Source organism: Parvularcula sp. LCG005, from assembly GCF_032930845.1.
In the GTDB taxonomy this organism is placed as follows: domain Bacteria; phylum Pseudomonadota; class Alphaproteobacteria; order Caulobacterales; family Parvularculaceae; genus Parvularcula.
The window spans coordinates 1,956,466-1,973,460 of the sequence record NZ_CP136758.1 but is presented as its reverse complement, the minus strand read 5'-3'; the positions used below and the strand labels follow the sequence as shown (position 1 = coordinate 1,973,460).

The window sequence follows — 16,995 nt, the reverse complement described above, 5'->3', positions numbered from 1 at the left end:
TTGCGAGGTGCGGTGAAACGCAGCATCCGCGGTGCAATGACCAGCTAGCACGCGATTTTTCGCAGGTGAGGGGAATAAAAACGCAATTTCTGGCCGCTCGCCCATGGCCATTTGCCCTGTTGATCTACTAATAGGCCGCACCATGAGGGCAGGCGATTTCGCCAGCCTGAACTGAAAGATGTGCGAGACCCATGGAACAGCCCAGCCAAAAGCCGAATTGCCCCAATTTTTCCTCTGGCCCTTGCGCCAAGCGCCCGGGTTGGTCTGCGTCGTCCCTCCGTACAGAGAGCCTTGGCCGGTCGCACCGCTCATCCTTGGGCAAGGAGCGCCTGAAACTGGCGATCGACAAGACGCGCGCGGTTCTTGGGGTGCCGGATACACACCGCATCGGCATTGTCCCGGCCTCCGATACCGGCGCTTTCGAAATGGCGATGTGGAGCCTGCTTGGTGCCCGTCCGGTGACGACACTGGCGTGGGAGAGCTTTGGCCAAGGCTGGGTGACGGACGTCCTCAAACAACTGAAAATCGACGCCAAGAGCGACGTGGCGGCCTATGGCGAAATTTCCGACCTCGCGGCAGTAGACCAGAGCCACGATGTCGTCTTCACCTGGAATGGCACGACGTCCGGCGTGAAGGTGCCGAACGGCGACTGGATCGCCGATGATCGGGAGGGGCTGACCCTCTGCGACGCCACTTCGGCGGCCTTCGCCCAGGATCTGCCGTGGGACAAACTCGATTGCACCACCTATTCATGGCAGAAGGTTTTGGGCGGCGAAGCTCAGCACGGTATCCTCATTCTTGGCCCGCGCGCCGTTGAGCGTCTGGAAAGCTATACGCCGGCCTGGCCGCTGCCCAAGATTTTCCGCATGACCAAAGGCGGCAAGCTGATTGAAGGCATCTTCAAGGGCGAGACGATCAACACGCCCTCCATGCTCTGCGTCGAAGATTATATCGACGCGCTCGAATGGGCCGAAAGCATTGGCGGCTTTGACGGCATGAAGGCCCGGGCCAACAGCAACCTCGCCGTGCTTGAAGATTTCGTAGCCAATACGCCGTGGGCGGAGTTTCTGGCGGCCGACCCCGCCATCCGGTCAAACACGTCTGTCTGTCTGTCGGTGGTGGACGACGCGGTCTCCGCCCTGTCCGATGACGACCAGCGCGCCTTCCTGAAACGCATGGAGAAAAAGCTCGCCGCGGAGAACGTGGCGTTCGATTTCGGCGGCTATCGCGATGCCCCTCCCGGCCTGCGGATCTGGTGCGGCGCGACGGTGGAAGCGTCCGACCTGAAGGCGCTGATGCCGTGGCTCGACTGGGCATTCCAGTCAGAAAAGGCCGCACTCTAGAAAATTCTGGGCGGCGCCAGATGTGCCGCATTTGTACCCACACAGATCGATAGGGATTTCATATGCCCCGCGTACTTATTTCAGACGCTTTGAGCGAAGACGCCGTCAATATCTTCAGGACCCGCGGCATCGACGTGACATTCGAGCCTGCCCTTGGCAAGGACAAGGAACGGCTGCTCTCCATTATCGGAGAGTATGATGGTTTGGCCATCCGTTCCGCCACGAAGGTGACGGATGACGTGATTGCTGCTGCCAAAAACCTGAAGGTTGTTGGCCGTGCCGGTATCGGCGTCGACAATGTCGACATTCCCGCCGCGACGGCCGCTGGCATTGCCGTGATGAACACGCCGTTCGGTAACTCCATCACGACGGCCGAACACGCCATCGCCATGATGATGTCGCTTGTACGGCAGATCCCGCAAGCCAATGCCTCAACCCATGAAGGCAAGTGGGAGAAGTCCCGCTTCATGGGGCAGGAGATCTTCGGCAAGACGCTTGGCCTGATCGGCTGCGGCAATATTGGCGCCATTGTCGCCGATCGCGCACAGGGTCTCAAAATGAAGGTTGTCGCTTTCGACCCTTACCTGACCGAAGAGCGTGCGCTTGCGTTGGGTGTTGAGCGCGTCGACCTCGACACGCTGTTCGCCCGCGCCGATGTGATTACCATTCACACGCCGCTGACCGATCAGACCCGCAATGTGGTCAACGCTGATGCCTTCTCCAAAATGAAGGATGGGGTGCGGATCGTGAACTGTGCCCGCGGCGGCCTTGTGGACGAAGCGGCACTGCTCGAGGCGCTGGAAAGCGGCAAGGTTGCTGGCGCAGCGCTGGATGTGTTTGAGGTTGAGCCTGCAAAGGACAATCCACTATTCGGTCGTGAGGATGTCATCTGTACGCCGCACCTTGGTGCGTCCACGTCTGAGGCGCAGGAAAACGTTGCCATTCAGGTGGCCGAACAACTGGCTGACTATCTCCTGACCGGCGCTGTCACCAACGCGCTGAACATGCCGTCGGTTTCGGCAGAAGAAGCGCCGCGCCTCAAGCCCTATATCGCCCTGGCTGAAAAGCTGGGCAGCCTTGCGGGACAGATGTCGGGCGCAGGTGTCAACGGGATCGAGGTTTCCTATGCCGGATCTGTCAGCAAACTGAACGTCAAGCCTTTGACGGCGGCGGCCCTTGCCGGTGCTCTGCGGCCCAAGATGGCGGATGTGAACCTTATCAACGCGCCGAGTATCGCCAGCGATCGCGGTATCGAAGTGTCCGAAACGACGACCGACAAGTCGCCAAACTACGGTGCGACGATCAGCGTGACCATGAAATGCGCTGAAGGCGACCGGACCTATGTCGGCGCGCTGTTTGGTGGCGAACCGCGGGTCGTCCGCTTCGGCAAGATCCGTCTTGAGGGCAGCTTTGTCAAAAACATGCTCTTTGTCCGGAATGATGACAAGCCGGGTTTCATCGGCGCATTAGGCCAGGTGCTCAGCGATGCGGGCATCAACATCGCAACCTTCCACCTTGGCCGGATGACCGAAGGCGATGAAGCCATCGCTCTCGTGGCGACGGACGGCCCAGTGGCCAAGGAAGTGGTCGAGAAAATCAACAAGCTCGCCCACGTGAAGACAGCTCAGGCGCTGACGTTCTAAGCTGTTGCTAGAACCGCAAGCCGACGCCCGTCACCACCTGGTGGCGGGCGTTTTGCGTCAGGATGGTGCCGTCATTGTCGCGGTAGTCCGTGTACCGGTACTCGGCTTTCGCAAAGATATCTGAGAACAGATTGATCTCCGAACCCGCACCCAACCGCCAGCCATCGTGATGGATTGTCGTATGGATCGGTACCGGCACATCATCGATTTCCGTTTCCAGCACCCCGTCCAGCGTGCGGGTCAGGCGCGTCAGCGCGACAAGGCCGTAAACGTTGATATCGTCCGTCGCCTGCATCCCAAGGCGCAGGCCGAGCTCAATCTCGCGACCAAGGCTGTCCGTCCCGCTGAACACACCGCCGCCATCAGCGAATGTCACCTCGTCCAGTGCGCCCTCCGCGCCGGACCAGTCGACACCGAGATACCCGCCAACAAAGAAATTGCCAAAATCGTGATCATAGCCAGCGCCAAGACCGAGCAGGATATCGTCCGAGACATTCCCTGAGGCGGGGTGGTCGATACCCGCTCTGACCTCTGCATGGACACCATATTGCGTCGGCGTCGCAGGCGAGCCGTTCGTGTCTTTCGGATAGGCACGGCTTTGATAGACCGGAGCCGCCATGGCGGCCACGCCGCCGCTGGACGAATAGCGGGGCTGGCGAACGATGGGGGCGTCGCCCGCGCTCTGTGAGCGTCCACGGGGCAGGGCCGCGCGTGGTTGCAGCACATCATAGGCCTGGCGGGCTTTCAACTCACTTGGAGAGGGGATGATGACATCGTCAGGCGTTTCCTGCGCCATGGCGGGCGCGGTAAAAAGAACGCTGATGACAGCAAGGTGGCGCATGCCGGGTCCCGAAATCACGATGGATTGATGTCACCGGCGTGCCAAAGAAGCGTTAATCTGCTCTTAACCAATCGAACCGGCAAAAAGGCATTGCACCTTGCGCGCACCTTTCTATGGTCCGCACGGTTTTGAAACATGATCGAAGGTAGTGCAGCATGGCGAATGTAGCAGTCGTCGGTGCCCAGTGGGGCGATGAAGGCAAGGGGAAGATTGTTGACTGGCTGTCGGCGCGCGCTGACGTCGTTGTCCGCTTCCAGGGCGGGCACAATGCCGGCCATACCCTCGTCGTCGACGGCAAGGTCTACAAACTGTCCCTGCTGCCCTCAGGCATCGTGCGCGGCGGCAAAATGTCCGTGATCGGCAATGGTGTCGTCGTTGACCCATGGGCGTTCAAGACGGAAGTCGAAAAGCTCCGCGGGCAGGGGGTGACGATTTCACCGACCAGCCTCGCCATCGCCGACAATGCCTGCCTGATCCTGCCTTTCCACCGTGACCTTGACGGTCTGCGCGAGGGCGCGGCGGGGGACAACAAGATCGGCACGACCAAGCGCGGGATCGGCCCGGCCTATGAAGACAAGGTGGGTCGCCGGGCGATTCGCGTCTGTGATCTTGCTTATCCTGACACCTTGCCGGGCAAGATCGAGCGTCTGCTGGCGCATCACAATGCCCTGCGCGCCGGTTTCGGTGAGCCCGTGCTCGATGCGGACCAGATTCACCGTGAGCTGATGGAAATCGCACCGGAAATCCTGCCCTATGCAATGCCGGTCTGGCGTCTGCTGGATGACGCCCGCCGTGCCGGCAAGCGCATCCTGTTTGAAGGGGCGCAGGGTGTTCTTCTCGACGTGGACCACGGAACATTTCCCTTTGTCACATCATCCAATGTGGTGACGGGACAGGTCTCTGCCGGATCCGGCGTTGGCCCCGCTGCCACCGGCTTCGTCCTTGGCATCGTCAAGGCGTACACCACCCGTGTTGGTGAGGGACCATTCCCCACAGAACTGAAAGACGCTACCGGCGAGCGCCTTGGCGAACGGGGGCACGAATTTGGTGTTGTCACAGGACGCAAACGTCGCTGCGGCTGGTTTGATGCGGCTTTGGTCCGTCAGAGCCTCAAACTGTCCGGTGTCAACGGTATTGCCCTGACCAAGCTTGACGTTCTGGACGGTTTTGACGTGCTGAAGGTTTGTACCGGGTACATTATCGACGGCGAAGAATATGACTATCTGCCTGCCGGTATTGACCGTCAACGGAACATCAAGCCGGTCTATGAAGAGATCGAAGGCTGGTCCGAATCCACGGTTGGAGCACGCTCCTGGGCGCAGCTTCCAGCGCAGGCGGCAAAATATGTCCGCCGGATTGAAGAGCTGATCGACTGCCCCGTTTCGGTGGTGTCGACGTCGCCGGAGCGCGAAGACGTCATTCTGGTCAAGGACCCCTTCGGGATCTAATGCCTAGATGCCCAGCATGGCCTGCCACTGGGCCTTCTGGGCCATGGTGTCGGCATAGCCAAGGTCGATCAGTTCACCAATATATCCGGGCTCGAAGGTCAGATAGCTGGGCAGGACCCAAGGCTCGCTCATCGCGCCGATGACACGCAGGATGGCTTTGACGGACGCTGGCAATTCGTGGCTGTGCCGTCCTGCAATCTCCCGAATATCCGTGCTCGGATTGATCGCGAAAATCTCTATCGGCCTTAAATGACTGTTCTGACGCTGCTCGTCCGTCAGAAGGGCTAGCGTGGAGTTGATCCGCTTAAGCCGTTCAATATCGGCGTCGGCATTGTCGTTGAACAAAATGTCGAGCATCTGCCCGGCCAGATACCCAACGCTGGGATAAACCGGGTGCGCTTGGGGCTTTTCGGGGTCGGGTTCCAGGTCCCGTGCCCCGATGGTGAAGATGCGGTCACAGCCCAGATGGATCGCGGCGGACAGGGGCGCGTTCTCCCGCAAGGCACCGTCCCCGTAATAGATGCCGCCATGTTCAATCGCCGGGAAGACAAAGGGTAGGGCGGATGACCCCAGAACGTGGTCTGGACTGAAATTGCTGCGGACGCCCTCACGCCGCGCCCGCTGCCACTGCTCGATATCCCGCTCACTTTTGAAGAAGGTAATCGCGCGGCCCGTCGCATAGGATGAGGACGTGATCGCAAACGCCTTCAGGGCCCCTTCGCCCACTGTGCTGTTGAGCCGTGCAAAGTCGATGTGGGTGTCGAGAAGATCGCGCAGTGGCGCATTGTCGAGAAGGGATCGGGGCGGCCTTGCACCGGCCCAGCCGAATACGGCGGCCCGAAGCCAGCCCAGAATGTTGCCGCTCATCGCGCGCCAGTCGGTCCGGTAGACGGCGTCGCAAGACAACGCTCGCCAGATCTTTTCAAGCTCAGCTGCCGCGCGGGGAAAATCGTCGCCGTCGGCGGCGAGTACGCAGGCGTTCAGCGCGCCGACCGACACCCCGGTCAGAATGGGAAAGGGTTGGGTTCCGGGCTTGGTCAGGGATGCCAAGGCCTTGATGACGCCGACCTGATAGGCGCCCCTGGCGCCACCGCCGGACAGGACCAGCGCACTTTTGCGTTCGGTCATGGGTGCGTTTCCTCTTTTATGGGTACGCTAGGCCAACAATGTTAACGGCTGACTGCCGATTTGGGGTCCTCAGAACGCATTTTGGTCACCCCCGTGACAGACGGGCCGGTGTAGCGCAAAAGCGGCCCCTAAATGTTGAGCCTGAAGGAGGTCGCCCGATGAGAGCGATCGTTTGCGGCGCTGGTCGCGTTGGTTACGGTATTGCGGCGCGCCTGGCCCAGGAGAAGGCGGACGTGACCGTCATCGACCAGGCACCGGCGCTGATCCGGCAAGTGACGGAGCGCCTCGACGTGCGGGGCGTCGTTGGCTCCGGTTCCTATCCTGATGTTTTGCAGGAAGCCGGCGCCAGGGATGCGGACATGATGATTGCCGTGACCGCATCGGACGAGGTCAATATCGTCGCCTGTCAAATGGCGCATTCTGTCTTTGGGATCCCCACAAAACTCGCGCGGATCCGCGCCCAAAGCTATCTCGACCGGCGATATGCGGATGTGTTCAGCCGCGACAATATTCCGATCGACGTGGTCATCTCGCCGGAAAAGGAAGTGGCCGATGCAATCCTTCAGCGGCTCACGACGCCAGCGGCTTTTGACATCAAGACGTTTGCCGAGGGCCGCATCTGGGCCGTCGGTATCCGGCTGTCCGATGATTGCCCAATACTTGGCACGCCGTTGGGGCAGGTTCGGGAGCTGTTTCCCGATCTGAAGATCACCATTGCCGGGGTCAGTCGCGGCAACCGGTTTTTCCGGACGAGTTCTGAAGATCAACTGCAGACGGGGGACGAGGTCTATTTCGTCGCCGAACGGTCGCGGGTGGATCGCGCAATACAAATCCTCGGACAGGATCAGGCGCGCGCCCGGCGGATCATCATTGTTGGTGGCGGCAATATCGGATTCGACGTGGCCGCCGCGCTTGAATCCATGGGGCAATCCAAGATCCGAATGATCGAGCGGGACCCCGCCCGGGCTGCGCAGATCGCTGAAAAGCTTGAGCGCACGATCGTGCTGCAGGGCAGTGGCCTCGACCGTGAAATCCTGCGCGAAGCAGGTGTGGCAGACGCAGAGGCGGTGGTCGCCCTCACCAATAGCGATGAGACGAACCTCCTCTCGGCGATCATCGCCAAGCGGGAGGGGGCGAGACGAAGCAATATTCTCGTCAACGAACCGGAATATGCAGACCTGAGCCGGTCGGTTGGTATCGATCGCGTGATCGATCCCCGCGCGATCACCATTTCGACGATTCTGCACCATGTCCGCCGGGGCCGGATCAAGTCCGTTTACTCGATCCTGGATGGCAAGGCGGAGCTGGTGGAAGCGATAGCGCTGGAAACATCTGATCTTGTCGGCAAGCCGCTGTCCGAAGCCAATCTGCCGTCCGGGGTGATCATCGGGTCGGTCATGCGCGGCGACGAGGTCATCCTGCCGCGGGCACAGACGGTCATCGAAGCGGGTGACCTTGTCGTCCTCCTGACGCTGAAAGAACATGTCAGTGCCGTCGAGAAGCTGTTCCGCGTCTCTGTTGAATATTTCTAACCCAGCAATGGCGGAGACCGGATGAATTTTGCGCCGGTCCTCCGGTTCATTGCCTACTCCCATTTCGGGATTGCCGTGGCGATGCTGTGGCCTGCGCTTCTCGCAGGGACATCTGGCAGTGCGTCTTTTTCCGGCTATCTGCTCGGCGCGATGGGCGCGTCGATGGTCGGCACGCTGAGCTTGGCAATCAGCACGGGAATGAGGTCCGTGGCCCCGGTGCGCAGTGGGCTGCGGGAGCTTCTTCTGGCGCTCCTGTTCTTCTGGGCGGTGCTGCCGGTCACGGCTGCCATACCGTTTCTGTTCGAGGGAATGCGCTTTGGCGAGGCGTGGTTCGAGGCCGTCTCGGCGATCACGACGACCGGAGCATGGCTGTCTGAGCCGCTCGCCCGCGCCACGGATCATGACATGCTCTACCGGGCCAGCCTGCAGTGGATTGGTGGACTGGTATCAGTGTCGACGGCCGCGGCCGTATTCATCCGCCCGGAATTCATCGGTATCGCGCCACTGGTCCCACCGTTCGCTCGCGGAGAGGAGGGCAGCTATCTTCGCGCCTTCGCCCGGGCGATCCGGTCCTTCGCGCCAATCTACGGCGCGATCGCCGCTTTTGGGGCCCTCGCGCTGATGCTGTTGGGTATCAGCGTGATCGAGGCCATGACCATGGCCATGTCGTTCCTCGCGTCGGGCGGCTTCGTGCCGCATCCGCAGGGAATTGCCGCTTATGACGTGCCGTCGCGGCTAGTCGCGATGATCCTGATGATCCTGGGGGCGGTGAACTTTGTCGTGATCGCCTATCGCGTCCTGGGGCGCGGCACGGGGATCCGCAATGGTCGGGACCCAGAGACCCGCACCTTCCTGATCCTGATTCCCGTTATTGCGGTGATCTTCTGGCTGTCCCGTGGGGCGGGCGATATTGACCGCCTTCTGGCGCAGGCCTTCAATGCCGTCTCCAGCCTGTCGACCAATGGGATCACCCTCGGGCGACCGCCAGCGCTGATCCCGATCCTTGTCACCTCCGTCATCGGCGGTGCGGCCGTTTCGACCGCTGGCGGGATCAAATTGCTGCGGTGGTTGCTGACCTTCCAGCGAACGGGGGAGGAGCTTTGGCGTCTCACGCACCCGGGCGCGGTGTCCGGTCGGTCACCATCGACCAACGAGTTCGGCGTCTGGATCCACGCGCTGGCATTCGCCGTCCTTCTGGCGATCCTCGTGCTGGCGACAGCCTTTTTCGGATACTCGCTGGAGACCAGCGCAACCGCCGCCGTGGCGGTGATCTCGAACAGCGGACCGCTTTTGACACTGGCACCCTTGATGACGGGTGATTATCTGATATTCGAACCCGGTCTGCGAACAGCCTTCGGCGTTGGCATGATTGCCGGACGCCTTGAACTCATAGTACTGCTAGTGGTTGTAAACCGCCGGTTCTGGCAGGGTTAAAAGTGTGCAAACCTGCACGACAGCTGCTGCAGCCTAAAAAAGCCTAGACAGATGGAATGGTGCACTGCACTATTTCCTGAACAATTTGGCTATAATGTGATTGAAATGAACGATAAAAAACAAAGCCTACAAGACACCTTCTTGAACCAGGCCCGCAAATCAAAGGCTCATGTGACCGTTTTTCTGGTCAATGGCGTCAAACTGCAGGGCATTATCACGTGGTTCGACAGCTTCTGTCTGCTCCTGAAGCGTGATGGACAGGTTCAGCTTGTTTACAAGCACGCCGTCTCCACTATCATGCCGGCTCAGCCGCTCGATCTTCGCTTGGACGAGGACGACGAGGAGTAATTTGTCCGACGACTTTGAACCACAGGGCGTGTTCGATCGCGCCATCGTTTTGCATCCTGAATTTGCGTATGAAGCCAATGCGCGAACATCCCCCGAACGCTTGGCCGAAGCCGTTGGCCTGACGGCGGCGATCGGGTTGACCATTGACCACGCCGATGTGGTCCGTATTAACGATCCACGTCCGGCAACGCTGTTTGGCAGCGGCAAGGTTGATGACATTCGCGCGCTTCTTGACGATCTGGACCCGCGTCCTGGTCTCGTGATTGTCAACGGTCTGCTGACCCCGGTGCAGCACCGCAATCTGGAAAAGGCCTGGCATGCCAAGGTTCTCGACCGAACCGCGCTGATCCTCGAAATTTTTGGTGAGCGTGCCCAGACCAAGGAAGGCCGCCTGCAGGTGGCTCTGGCCCACCTGACCTATCAACGGTCACGCCTCGTGCGGTCCTGGACCCACCTTGAACGCCAGCGCGGTGGTGCAGGCTTTCTCGGCGGCCCCGGTGAGCGGCAGATTGAGGCCGACCGGCGGGTACTGGCAGGTAAGATCGACCGCCTGAAGGCGGAAATCGAACAGGTGCGACGCACCCGGACATTGCAGCGGGCGAAGCGCAAGAAGGCGCCACACCCGGTTATTGCGCTCGTCGGCTATACCAACGCTGGAAAATCGACCCTCTTCAACCGGATGACCGGCGCCAGCGTCATGGCCGAAGACTTGCTCTTCGCGACGCTTGACCCGACCATGCGTGCTGTCGACCTGCCTGGGGCCTGCCGGGTCATTCTTTCCGATACGGTGGGATTCATCTCGAACCTGCCGACGGATCTGATCGCCTCCTTCCGCGCAACGCTGGAAGAGGTGCTGGAGGCTGACATCATTCTCCACGTGCGGGATATCGCGCATCCGGAGAGTGACGCTCAGCGCTCGGACGTTCTGTCCGTTCTCAAGCAGATCGGCGTGCAGGATGGCGACGGACAGCAGGTCATCGAGGTCTGGAACAAGATCGACATGATTGACGCGGATGAACGCGTAAATCTGATGGCCATATCCAAGTTGCGGACAGAGACGTCGGACGCAAGCCTTGATGAACCGGTGATCGTGCCTGTTTCAGCGGTCAGTGGGCAGAATGTCGAGCAACTCTATGCTGCCATCGATGCGCTGCTGACCCAAGACTATAACGCGTATGCCGTGATCATCGGGGACCAGGACGGCGCGGCCGAAGCCTGGCTGCATGCCCATGGCGACGTCGTGTCGACGGCTGACGCGGATGAAGACAATGCCCGCAGCCTCACCGTTCGGTTGAGCGAGAAGTCTGCGGGGCAGTTCAGGTCAAAATTTGATGTTGCGCTGAAAACGGCGGCGAATGGCAGTTTTGGCTCCACTCGCCAATCCGTTGCCTGATTATTCCTGCGTGTCGGCTTCAGTCGGCTGGAAGGCTTCGCGCATCACGTAGTAGATGTAGCTCTGCTCAACAACGCCGCCCATCAGATGGGCCATCGGGCCGCGTGCGTAGATCGACACGTCCTGACCGCCATGAGATTCGGACGCCGCCGGGATCAGCGACTGCTGTTGGTAGTCGATGTCCTGCGCCTCTTCCATTGATACGAAAGGCCGTGTTGGTGCCACGTCCTTGGACGGCTTGGCAAAGACGGATCCGGGACCATTGGAGTAGGACAGGGTTGTGTAGGGTTGGCCATCGCCAGCCGCCAGCGGTGTGTCGAGGGGCTCACCCTTGCTCCCGACACTGACGACCGTGCCAAGGATCGGATTGCCGCGTTTGGGATAGCCCTGCAGCGCCAGGGTGTGGCCGTGGTCGGCGGTGACGATGATCAGCGTGTCCTCGGCACTGGTTTTCTCAAGAGCCATGGCGACTGCGGCATCAAAGGCCACCACATCATTCAGGGCGCGTGCGGCATTGCCAGCATGGTGTGCGTGGTCAACGCGTCCACCCTCGACCAGCAAGAAAAAGCCGTCTTCATCCTTGCTCAGATGATCGATCGCAAAGCCGGTCAGTTCCGCCAGAGACGGCTCACCGCCTTTATCTTTTTCCCGATCGGCATCGTACTGCATGTGGCTGGGTTCGAAGAGACCAAGCACGGCATTGACCTTGTCGTGGTCCAGATCGCTAAGCTGTTCCGCATTCCAGACATAGGCATTGGCGTCCGACTGGGTCAGGAACTCATTGGTCAGATCGCGGCCGTCCGCACGACCGCCGCTGCGGCCTTCATATTCGGGGTCCGGCATTTCGGCAGGCATGAAGTTGCGCCGTCCACCGCCGAGCACGACCTTCAGCGGCAGGGAGGCCGTGGCGTCGATCAGCTGCGCTGCAATGTCCTTGCACGTTGCGCCGCGAGGCAGGTCGGTATCGGATTCCCAGTCCCGGTCAGCCGCATGGGCATAGACGGTGGCGGGGGTGGCATGGGTGATCCGTGCGGTCGAGACCACGCCCACGCTGCGATCCTGCGCGGCCGCAAAATCCATAATCGATGGCGATTCTTTGCCGACCGACGCCTCGCAATCGCCGCGCGGAACTGTCTGGTCCACGTCGATGACGCCGGCTTTGGTCTTGCGCCCGGTCATCATTGCCGTTGCGGTCCCGGCGCTGTCGGCGGTTTGCATGTTCACATTGTAGGTTTTCGATAGCGCCACATGAGGCATCGTTTCAAAGGCCAGCACATGCTCTTCGCCCGACTTGCCCTGCAGCTGTCCAGCCAGAATACGACCGGCGGTGATGGTGGTGATATCCATGCCGTCCGCCACAAACAGAATGACGTTTTTCGCCCCGTGATCGATCGGCTTGACGGCCTTGCGTTGCGCCAGTGTCTGTTCGCCAACTGCAACCCAGTCCACGGGTTTTGCAGGGGCGGGTTGAACCACAAGCGCTGCGGAAAGAAGCAGTGAAATCATGAGGGTCACTCCGATAGAATAGAATAGGGCGGGCCATACGACCCCAATGTGTCAAACGCGCGACAGATATCAGTCGTCGTAGGGCATCATCTCGTCGAGCAGCAATGTGTAGGCCGCGTCGCCAAGGCCGTTCTTGTTCATCTTCACCTGCATCGTGCCGATGACCCAGACCGGATCCCACAGACCTTTGGCCTGCACCGGGGCGGCCTTGGTGTCGACATAGACGATCTGATTCGGTGGCGGCGGCGGGACATGAATACAGGCGCCGTAATAGGGCACCAGCAGGAACGACGTCACTTCGCCTTTATCGGAATAATCCAGCGGCAGCATGAAGCCGGGCATCCGGATCGTCTGTTGATCAAAATCCATGACTGGATCTGCAGAACCCACCTGTTTGGCAGGACCCGCGCCGTCATGGTCGACTGGTGTGTCATCCTCTGCGCCGGGCGCGGCGTCGGCAGGAATGAGATCGCTCCAAGAAATCACGATGGGTTCTTGGGCCTGAAGGGAGACCGCAGCGATGGCGGCAATGATTGGTGTCCACATACCGCTGCCTTAGCGCACCGCATTGCCGGGCGCATAGAGTTTCTGCCGCCCAATAGGTGACGATATTGCCATCAACTTGCCCAGTGGCTGCTTGTAGACATTGCGAGTGAGTTGCATTAACAGGTTCAGGTCAAGTTTTGCCGAGGATCTGCTGCGCGTGTCGTCTACCCCGTCCAACGCCATCAACGCCGGGGGCCGATCCCGTAAAAAGCCAAAAAGCGGCTTCTGGAAACGCCAGGCGCGTACGTGGCACTGGGTGTCCGGCGCCATCTGCCTGATCGGCATCATCCTCTTCGCCGTGACCGGCATCACGCTCAATCACGCCCACCAGATCAAAACCGAGCCATCCGAAGTCGAAAAGACCATGACGTTGTCGTCCGTGGTCGTCGCAGCGATGGAAGACCTGCCCACGGAGGGGACGAGCAATGAGCTGGCTCGCCCGGTCGCGCGCGCGCTCGAGCGGGAGCTTTCCGTCAATCTGAAAGGTCGCGAAGTCGAATGGACCGATGTTGACGCTTATATCTCGCTACCGCGCCCCGGCGGGGATGCCTGGGTGAGCATCGATCGGGCGTCCGGTGAGGTTCTGTATGTATCAACCAGCCGAGGCGCGGTGGCCTATCTGAATGATCTGCACAAGGGCCGAAATACAGGCGCGGCGTGGCGCTGGTTTCTCGACATCTTTTCGGCCGCCTGCATCGTTTTTGCGCTGTCAGGGCTTTGGCTGCTGCAAATTCACGCTGGCAAACGCTCCTCCACCTGGCCGCTCGTCGCGGGCGGCCTGCTGATCCCCGTGATCCTGCTCATTTTATTCGTACACAGGTAAAATCATGAAGTTTATCCCCCTCACTGTTTCTGCTGCACTTCTGAGCGGCCCTGCCTTGGCGGGTGACGTCGAGCTGACGGTGGAGATTCCGGCGCTGTCGGTGGCGGAATATCACCGCCCCTATATCGCCGCCTGGATCGCCAAGCCGGACCAGTCCGTGGCTGCCAATATCGCTGTTCTTTATCAGCAGGATGATGATGCCGAGGGCGAGACCTGGCTGAAAGATCTTCGCCAATGGTGGCGCCGAACAGGCCGCTCGCTCGACATGCCGGTAGATGGCATCACGTCTCCGACGAAGGCACCGGGCACGCACCGCATCGCTGTTCCAATGGAAGATCCGCGACTGAAGGCGCTCGCGCCGGGCGATTACATCATGATGGTCGAAGCGGCGCGCGAGGTAGGGGGGCGTGAAGTCGTATCTTTGCCGTTCACATGGCCTGGCGACATTGATGTTTCTGCCACCGGATCGTCTGAACTCGGACAAATCACATTTTCATCGAACAATTGATCGGAGCGCCCCTATGAAAAAATCGCTGCTTAAAAAGACTGCCCTTCTGGGGACCGCCGTCCTCGCCAGCCTTGGTGTGGCCCAGGCGCACCGGGCCTGGTTCCTGCCCTCCACATTTGTCCTCTCGGGGGATGAGCAGTGGATCACGGTCGACGCGGCCGTCTCCAATGACCTGTTCTATCCGAACCATCGACCCATGCGGTCCGACGGCATCATTGTGACGGCACCGGATGGTAGCACGGTCGACATCGTCAATGCGGTTCAGGGCGAAATTCGCACGGCTTTCGACGTCAAGCTTGACCAGCAGGGGACCTATCGCATCGCCGATGGCGGCATTGGCTATTTCGCCGCCTGGGAGGAAGATGGTGAGCGCCAGCGCAAGCGCGGCAGCTTTGATGAGATCATCGGTGGCGGCTACGCTGAAAAGCCCGGCGCCGAGATTACTCAAAGCTATCGCCGCATTGAGACCATGGTCACACTCGGTGCGCCGTCAACGGACAATCTCTCCATGACGGGCAAAGGGCTGGAGCTTGACCCTGTATCGCACCCGAATGACATCGTCACCGGTGAGCCAGCGACGTTCGGCTTCTTTCGCGATGGCGAGCCCGCCGCAGGTATCGAAGTGACGATTGTTCGTGGTGATGATCGGTACAGAGACAAGGTCGATGAGCAGAAACTGACCACTGATGAGAGCGGTCAGGTCAGCTTCACCATGGATGCACCCGGCACGTACTGGCTCGAGACCGAGGCAGAAGGCGAAGTCACAGTCGAGGGCATCACCATGACGCAGCGACTGTCCTATGTCCTGACGTTTGAGGTCCTCGATCTCTAAGCCCGTATTGTTCCTGATACCTGACGGCGGTGTCGGTCCTGCCGCACCGCCGCTATTGGATGTGCCCGTCCAATCGTTGACAGGCCACACCATGGGAACCAACTGGTCTGCCCACTTTGTCAGTGACGTGGCGCTCGAAGGCCCTCTGCGAGCAGGCTTTGAAGCCATGTTCGACGACCTGATTGCGCTGTGTAGTGCGTGGTCAGAGTCCTCGTGGCTATCGCGTTTCAATGGGTCGCCGTCCGGCAGTTCCCGCGAGGTGCCGCCGTCAGTTGTCCGACTGCTGGACATGGCAAAGATCGTGCACGGTCAAAGCCGAGGCGCCTTTGACCCGGGCCTTGGTGCAGAGGTGGCGCGTCGCGGTTTCGTCCCTCCGCCCTCAGGACTGGCGACGGCATCGCCTTCAGCACCCACCGAGGGCGGGCTGCTGGCCGCCTATGATGGCCGCACACTGATAAAACAGTCTGGATATGACCTCGACCTGAACGCCATTGCAAAGGGCTACGCGGTCGATCGCATGGCCGACGTGATGAGGCTTCAGGGGATAGAGCACGGGCTGGTCGAGATTGGCGGCGAATATGTGGGAAGGGGCTTCAAGCCCGATCGGTCGCCGTGGATCGTCCGGCTGGAGCCTGTTCATGCTGAAGGCGCAATTGTTGACGTTGCACTGATGGGACTGACCCTTGCCACATCCGGCGACACGGCGCGGCAGGTGGTGGTCGACGGCCACACGCTCTCCCATATTGTCACACAGGCCTCAACGGTGCCTGAGCCCTCGGGCGGATCCGTTACCGTCATCCATGAAACCTGCGCGATGGCAGACGCATGGGCGACGGCTTTATTCGCTGCGGGCACGGAGCAGGGGTTATCCCTTGCAAATGAGAATAATCTCGGCGCCATTTTCCTTCGCCAGGGGCATGAGCCTGTTCTCTCATCGCGCGCAGAGAGCTGGCTTGCCTGATCAGGCGTCGGCCCAGCGGCGAATCAGGTTGTGATAAATGCCTGTCAGGCGAACGATTTCAGGGCTCTCAGGGTTAGATCCGTAAAGAGACTGTATCGTGCTGTCCAATTCATAAAGCAAGGTCCGCTGGCCATCATCTCGCACCATGCTCTGGGTCCAGAAGAACGATCCGACGCGTGTACCCCGCGTGACCGGCATGACACGGTGCAGACTGCTTGATGGATAAAGGACCATGTGTCCGGCCGGTAACTTCACCGAATGGCTGCCATAGGTGTCATCGATGATGAGCTCACCACCATCGTAGTCTTCGGGCGACGTCAGGAACAGCGTGGCAGATAGGTCCGTCCGTATGCGCTGATCGCTGCCGGGCAACGGTCTGATCGCATTGTCCACGTGATTGCCAAACGCCTGTCCGCTCGCATAGCGATTGAACAGGGGCGGATAGACTTTGAGCGGGAGCGCCGCGGAGATGAAAGTGGGGTGTTGCTGAAGGCGATCAAGGACAAAATTGCCGGCTCGTCGGGCGATGTCACTATCGCCTGGCAATTGCTCATTGCGCTTCGCCTGTGCCGCCTGGGCGCCTGAGGTCTGATTGCCGTCGACCCAGTCCGCCTGATCAATGAGCTGGCGCAATGTGGCGACTTCATCAGCTGTCAGAACATCAGGAATAGACACAAGCATAAAAATCAGTCCTCAAATGAGATTGGGC

General features: G+C 60.2%; 16 protein-coding genes. 11 read left to right on the top strand and 5 right to left on the bottom strand.

Annotation, left to right across the window (positions count from 1 at the left end; all coding sequences use genetic code 11):
* Positions 1-191: 191 nt before the first annotated feature.
* Together RUI03_RS09335 and serA are read left to right on the top strand one after the other, a co-directional pair.
* Entirely contained in the window at positions 192-1,343 is a 1,152-nt protein-coding gene (locus RUI03_RS09335) for a phosphoserine transaminase (protein ID WP_317287189.1), read from the top strand.
* 62 nt (positions 1,344-1,405) lie between these two features.
* Complete coding sequence (gene serA / locus RUI03_RS09330; RefSeq protein WP_317287188.1) at positions 1,406-2,986, top strand: phosphoglycerate dehydrogenase; 1,581 nt, start codon at positions 1,406-1,408, stop codon at positions 2,984-2,986.
* A gap of 7 nt (positions 2,987-2,993) precedes the next feature.
* Here serA and RUI03_RS09325 read toward each other — a convergent pair whose 3' ends face one another.
* Positions 2,994-3,827 (bottom strand): outer membrane protein, encoded by an 834-nt coding sequence (locus tag RUI03_RS09325; protein WP_317287187.1) that lies wholly within the window; start codon positions 3,825-3,827, stop codon positions 2,994-2,996.
* 155 nt (positions 3,828-3,982) lie between these two features.
* On the opposite strand from RUI03_RS09325, the gene RUI03_RS09320 reads away from it, so the two are divergent.
* Positions 3,983-5,275: an adenylosuccinate synthase gene (locus RUI03_RS09320; protein ID WP_317287186.1), complete on the top strand. Its 1,293-nt coding sequence runs from the start codon at positions 3,983-3,985 to the stop codon at positions 5,273-5,275.
* Between the two features lie 3 nt (positions 5,276-5,278).
* On the opposite strand, the gene RUI03_RS09315 is transcribed toward RUI03_RS09320, so the two are convergent.
* On the bottom strand, positions 5,279-6,403 hold the full coding sequence (locus RUI03_RS09315) for a patatin-like phospholipase family protein (protein ID WP_317287185.1): 1,125 nt from the start codon (positions 6,401-6,403) through the stop codon (positions 5,279-5,281).
* Positions 6,404-6,561: 158 nt separating this feature from the next.
* On the opposite strand from RUI03_RS09315, the gene trkA reads away from it, so the two are divergent.
* The 4 genes from trkA (at position 6,562) to hflX (ending at position 11,110) form a co-directional block, all read left to right on the top strand.
* Positions 6,562-7,935, top strand: a complete 1,374-nt coding sequence (trkA, locus tag RUI03_RS09310; RefSeq protein ID WP_317287184.1) for a Trk system potassium transporter TrkA — start codon at positions 6,562-6,564, stop codon at positions 7,933-7,935.
* A 21-nt stretch (positions 7,936-7,956) separates the two neighbouring features.
* Positions 7,957-9,369, top strand: a complete 1,413-nt coding sequence (locus RUI03_RS09305; RefSeq protein ID WP_317287183.1) for a potassium transporter TrkG — start codon at positions 7,957-7,959, stop codon at positions 9,367-9,369.
* 105 nt (positions 9,370-9,474) lie between these two features.
* Positions 9,475-9,717 carry an RNA chaperone Hfq gene (hfq, locus tag RUI03_RS09300; protein WP_317287182.1) on the top strand — a complete coding sequence of 81 codons (243 nt, stop codon included), beginning with the start codon at positions 9,475-9,477 and terminating at the stop codon, positions 9,715-9,717.
* A gap of 1 nt (position 9,718) precedes the next feature.
* On the top strand, positions 9,719-11,110 hold the full coding sequence (gene hflX / locus RUI03_RS09295; RefSeq protein WP_317287181.1) for a GTPase HflX: 1,392 nt from the start codon (positions 9,719-9,721) through the stop codon (positions 11,108-11,110).
* Here hflX and RUI03_RS09290 read toward each other — a convergent pair whose 3' ends face one another.
* Together RUI03_RS09290 and RUI03_RS09285 are read right to left on the bottom strand one after the other, a co-directional pair.
* Positions 11,111-12,616, bottom strand: a complete 1,506-nt coding sequence (locus RUI03_RS09290; protein ID WP_317287180.1) for an alkaline phosphatase — start codon at positions 12,614-12,616, stop codon at positions 11,111-11,113.
* Between the two features lie 69 nt (positions 12,617-12,685).
* A complete protein-coding gene (locus tag RUI03_RS09285; protein WP_317287179.1) occupies positions 12,686-13,162 on the bottom strand; it encodes a DUF3299 domain-containing protein in 477 nt (158 codons plus the stop codon).
* Positions 13,163-13,319: 157 nt separating this feature from the next.
* Between RUI03_RS09285 and RUI03_RS09280 the strand changes: the two genes are divergently transcribed.
* From RUI03_RS09280 to RUI03_RS09265, 4 genes are all read left to right on the top strand, one after another.
* A complete protein-coding gene (locus RUI03_RS09280) occupies positions 13,320-13,985 on the top strand; it encodes a PepSY-associated TM helix domain-containing protein (RefSeq protein ID WP_317287178.1) in 666 nt (221 codons plus the stop codon).
* A 4-nt stretch (positions 13,986-13,989) separates the two neighbouring features.
* A complete protein-coding gene (locus RUI03_RS09275; protein WP_317287177.1) occupies positions 13,990-14,493 on the top strand; it encodes a DUF2271 domain-containing protein in 504 nt (167 codons plus the stop codon).
* 13 nt (positions 14,494-14,506) lie between these two features.
* The gene (locus RUI03_RS09270) at positions 14,507-15,325 is read left to right on the top strand and encodes a DUF4198 domain-containing protein (RefSeq protein WP_317287176.1); all 819 of its coding nucleotides are present in this window, start codon (positions 14,507-14,509) and stop codon (positions 15,323-15,325) included.
* Positions 15,326-15,416: 91 nt separating this feature from the next.
* Positions 15,417-16,286, top strand: coding sequence for an FAD:protein FMN transferase (locus RUI03_RS09265; RefSeq protein ID WP_317287175.1), 870 nt, complete (start codon positions 15,417-15,419; stop codon positions 16,284-16,286).
* Here the strand turns inward: RUI03_RS09265 and RUI03_RS09260 are convergent, their stop codons facing one another.
* Positions 16,287-16,967 carry a Fe2+-dependent dioxygenase gene (locus RUI03_RS09260; protein ID WP_317287174.1) on the bottom strand — a complete coding sequence of 227 codons (681 nt, stop codon included), beginning with the start codon at positions 16,965-16,967 and terminating at the stop codon, positions 16,287-16,289.
* Positions 16,968-16,995 lie beyond the last annotated feature (28 nt).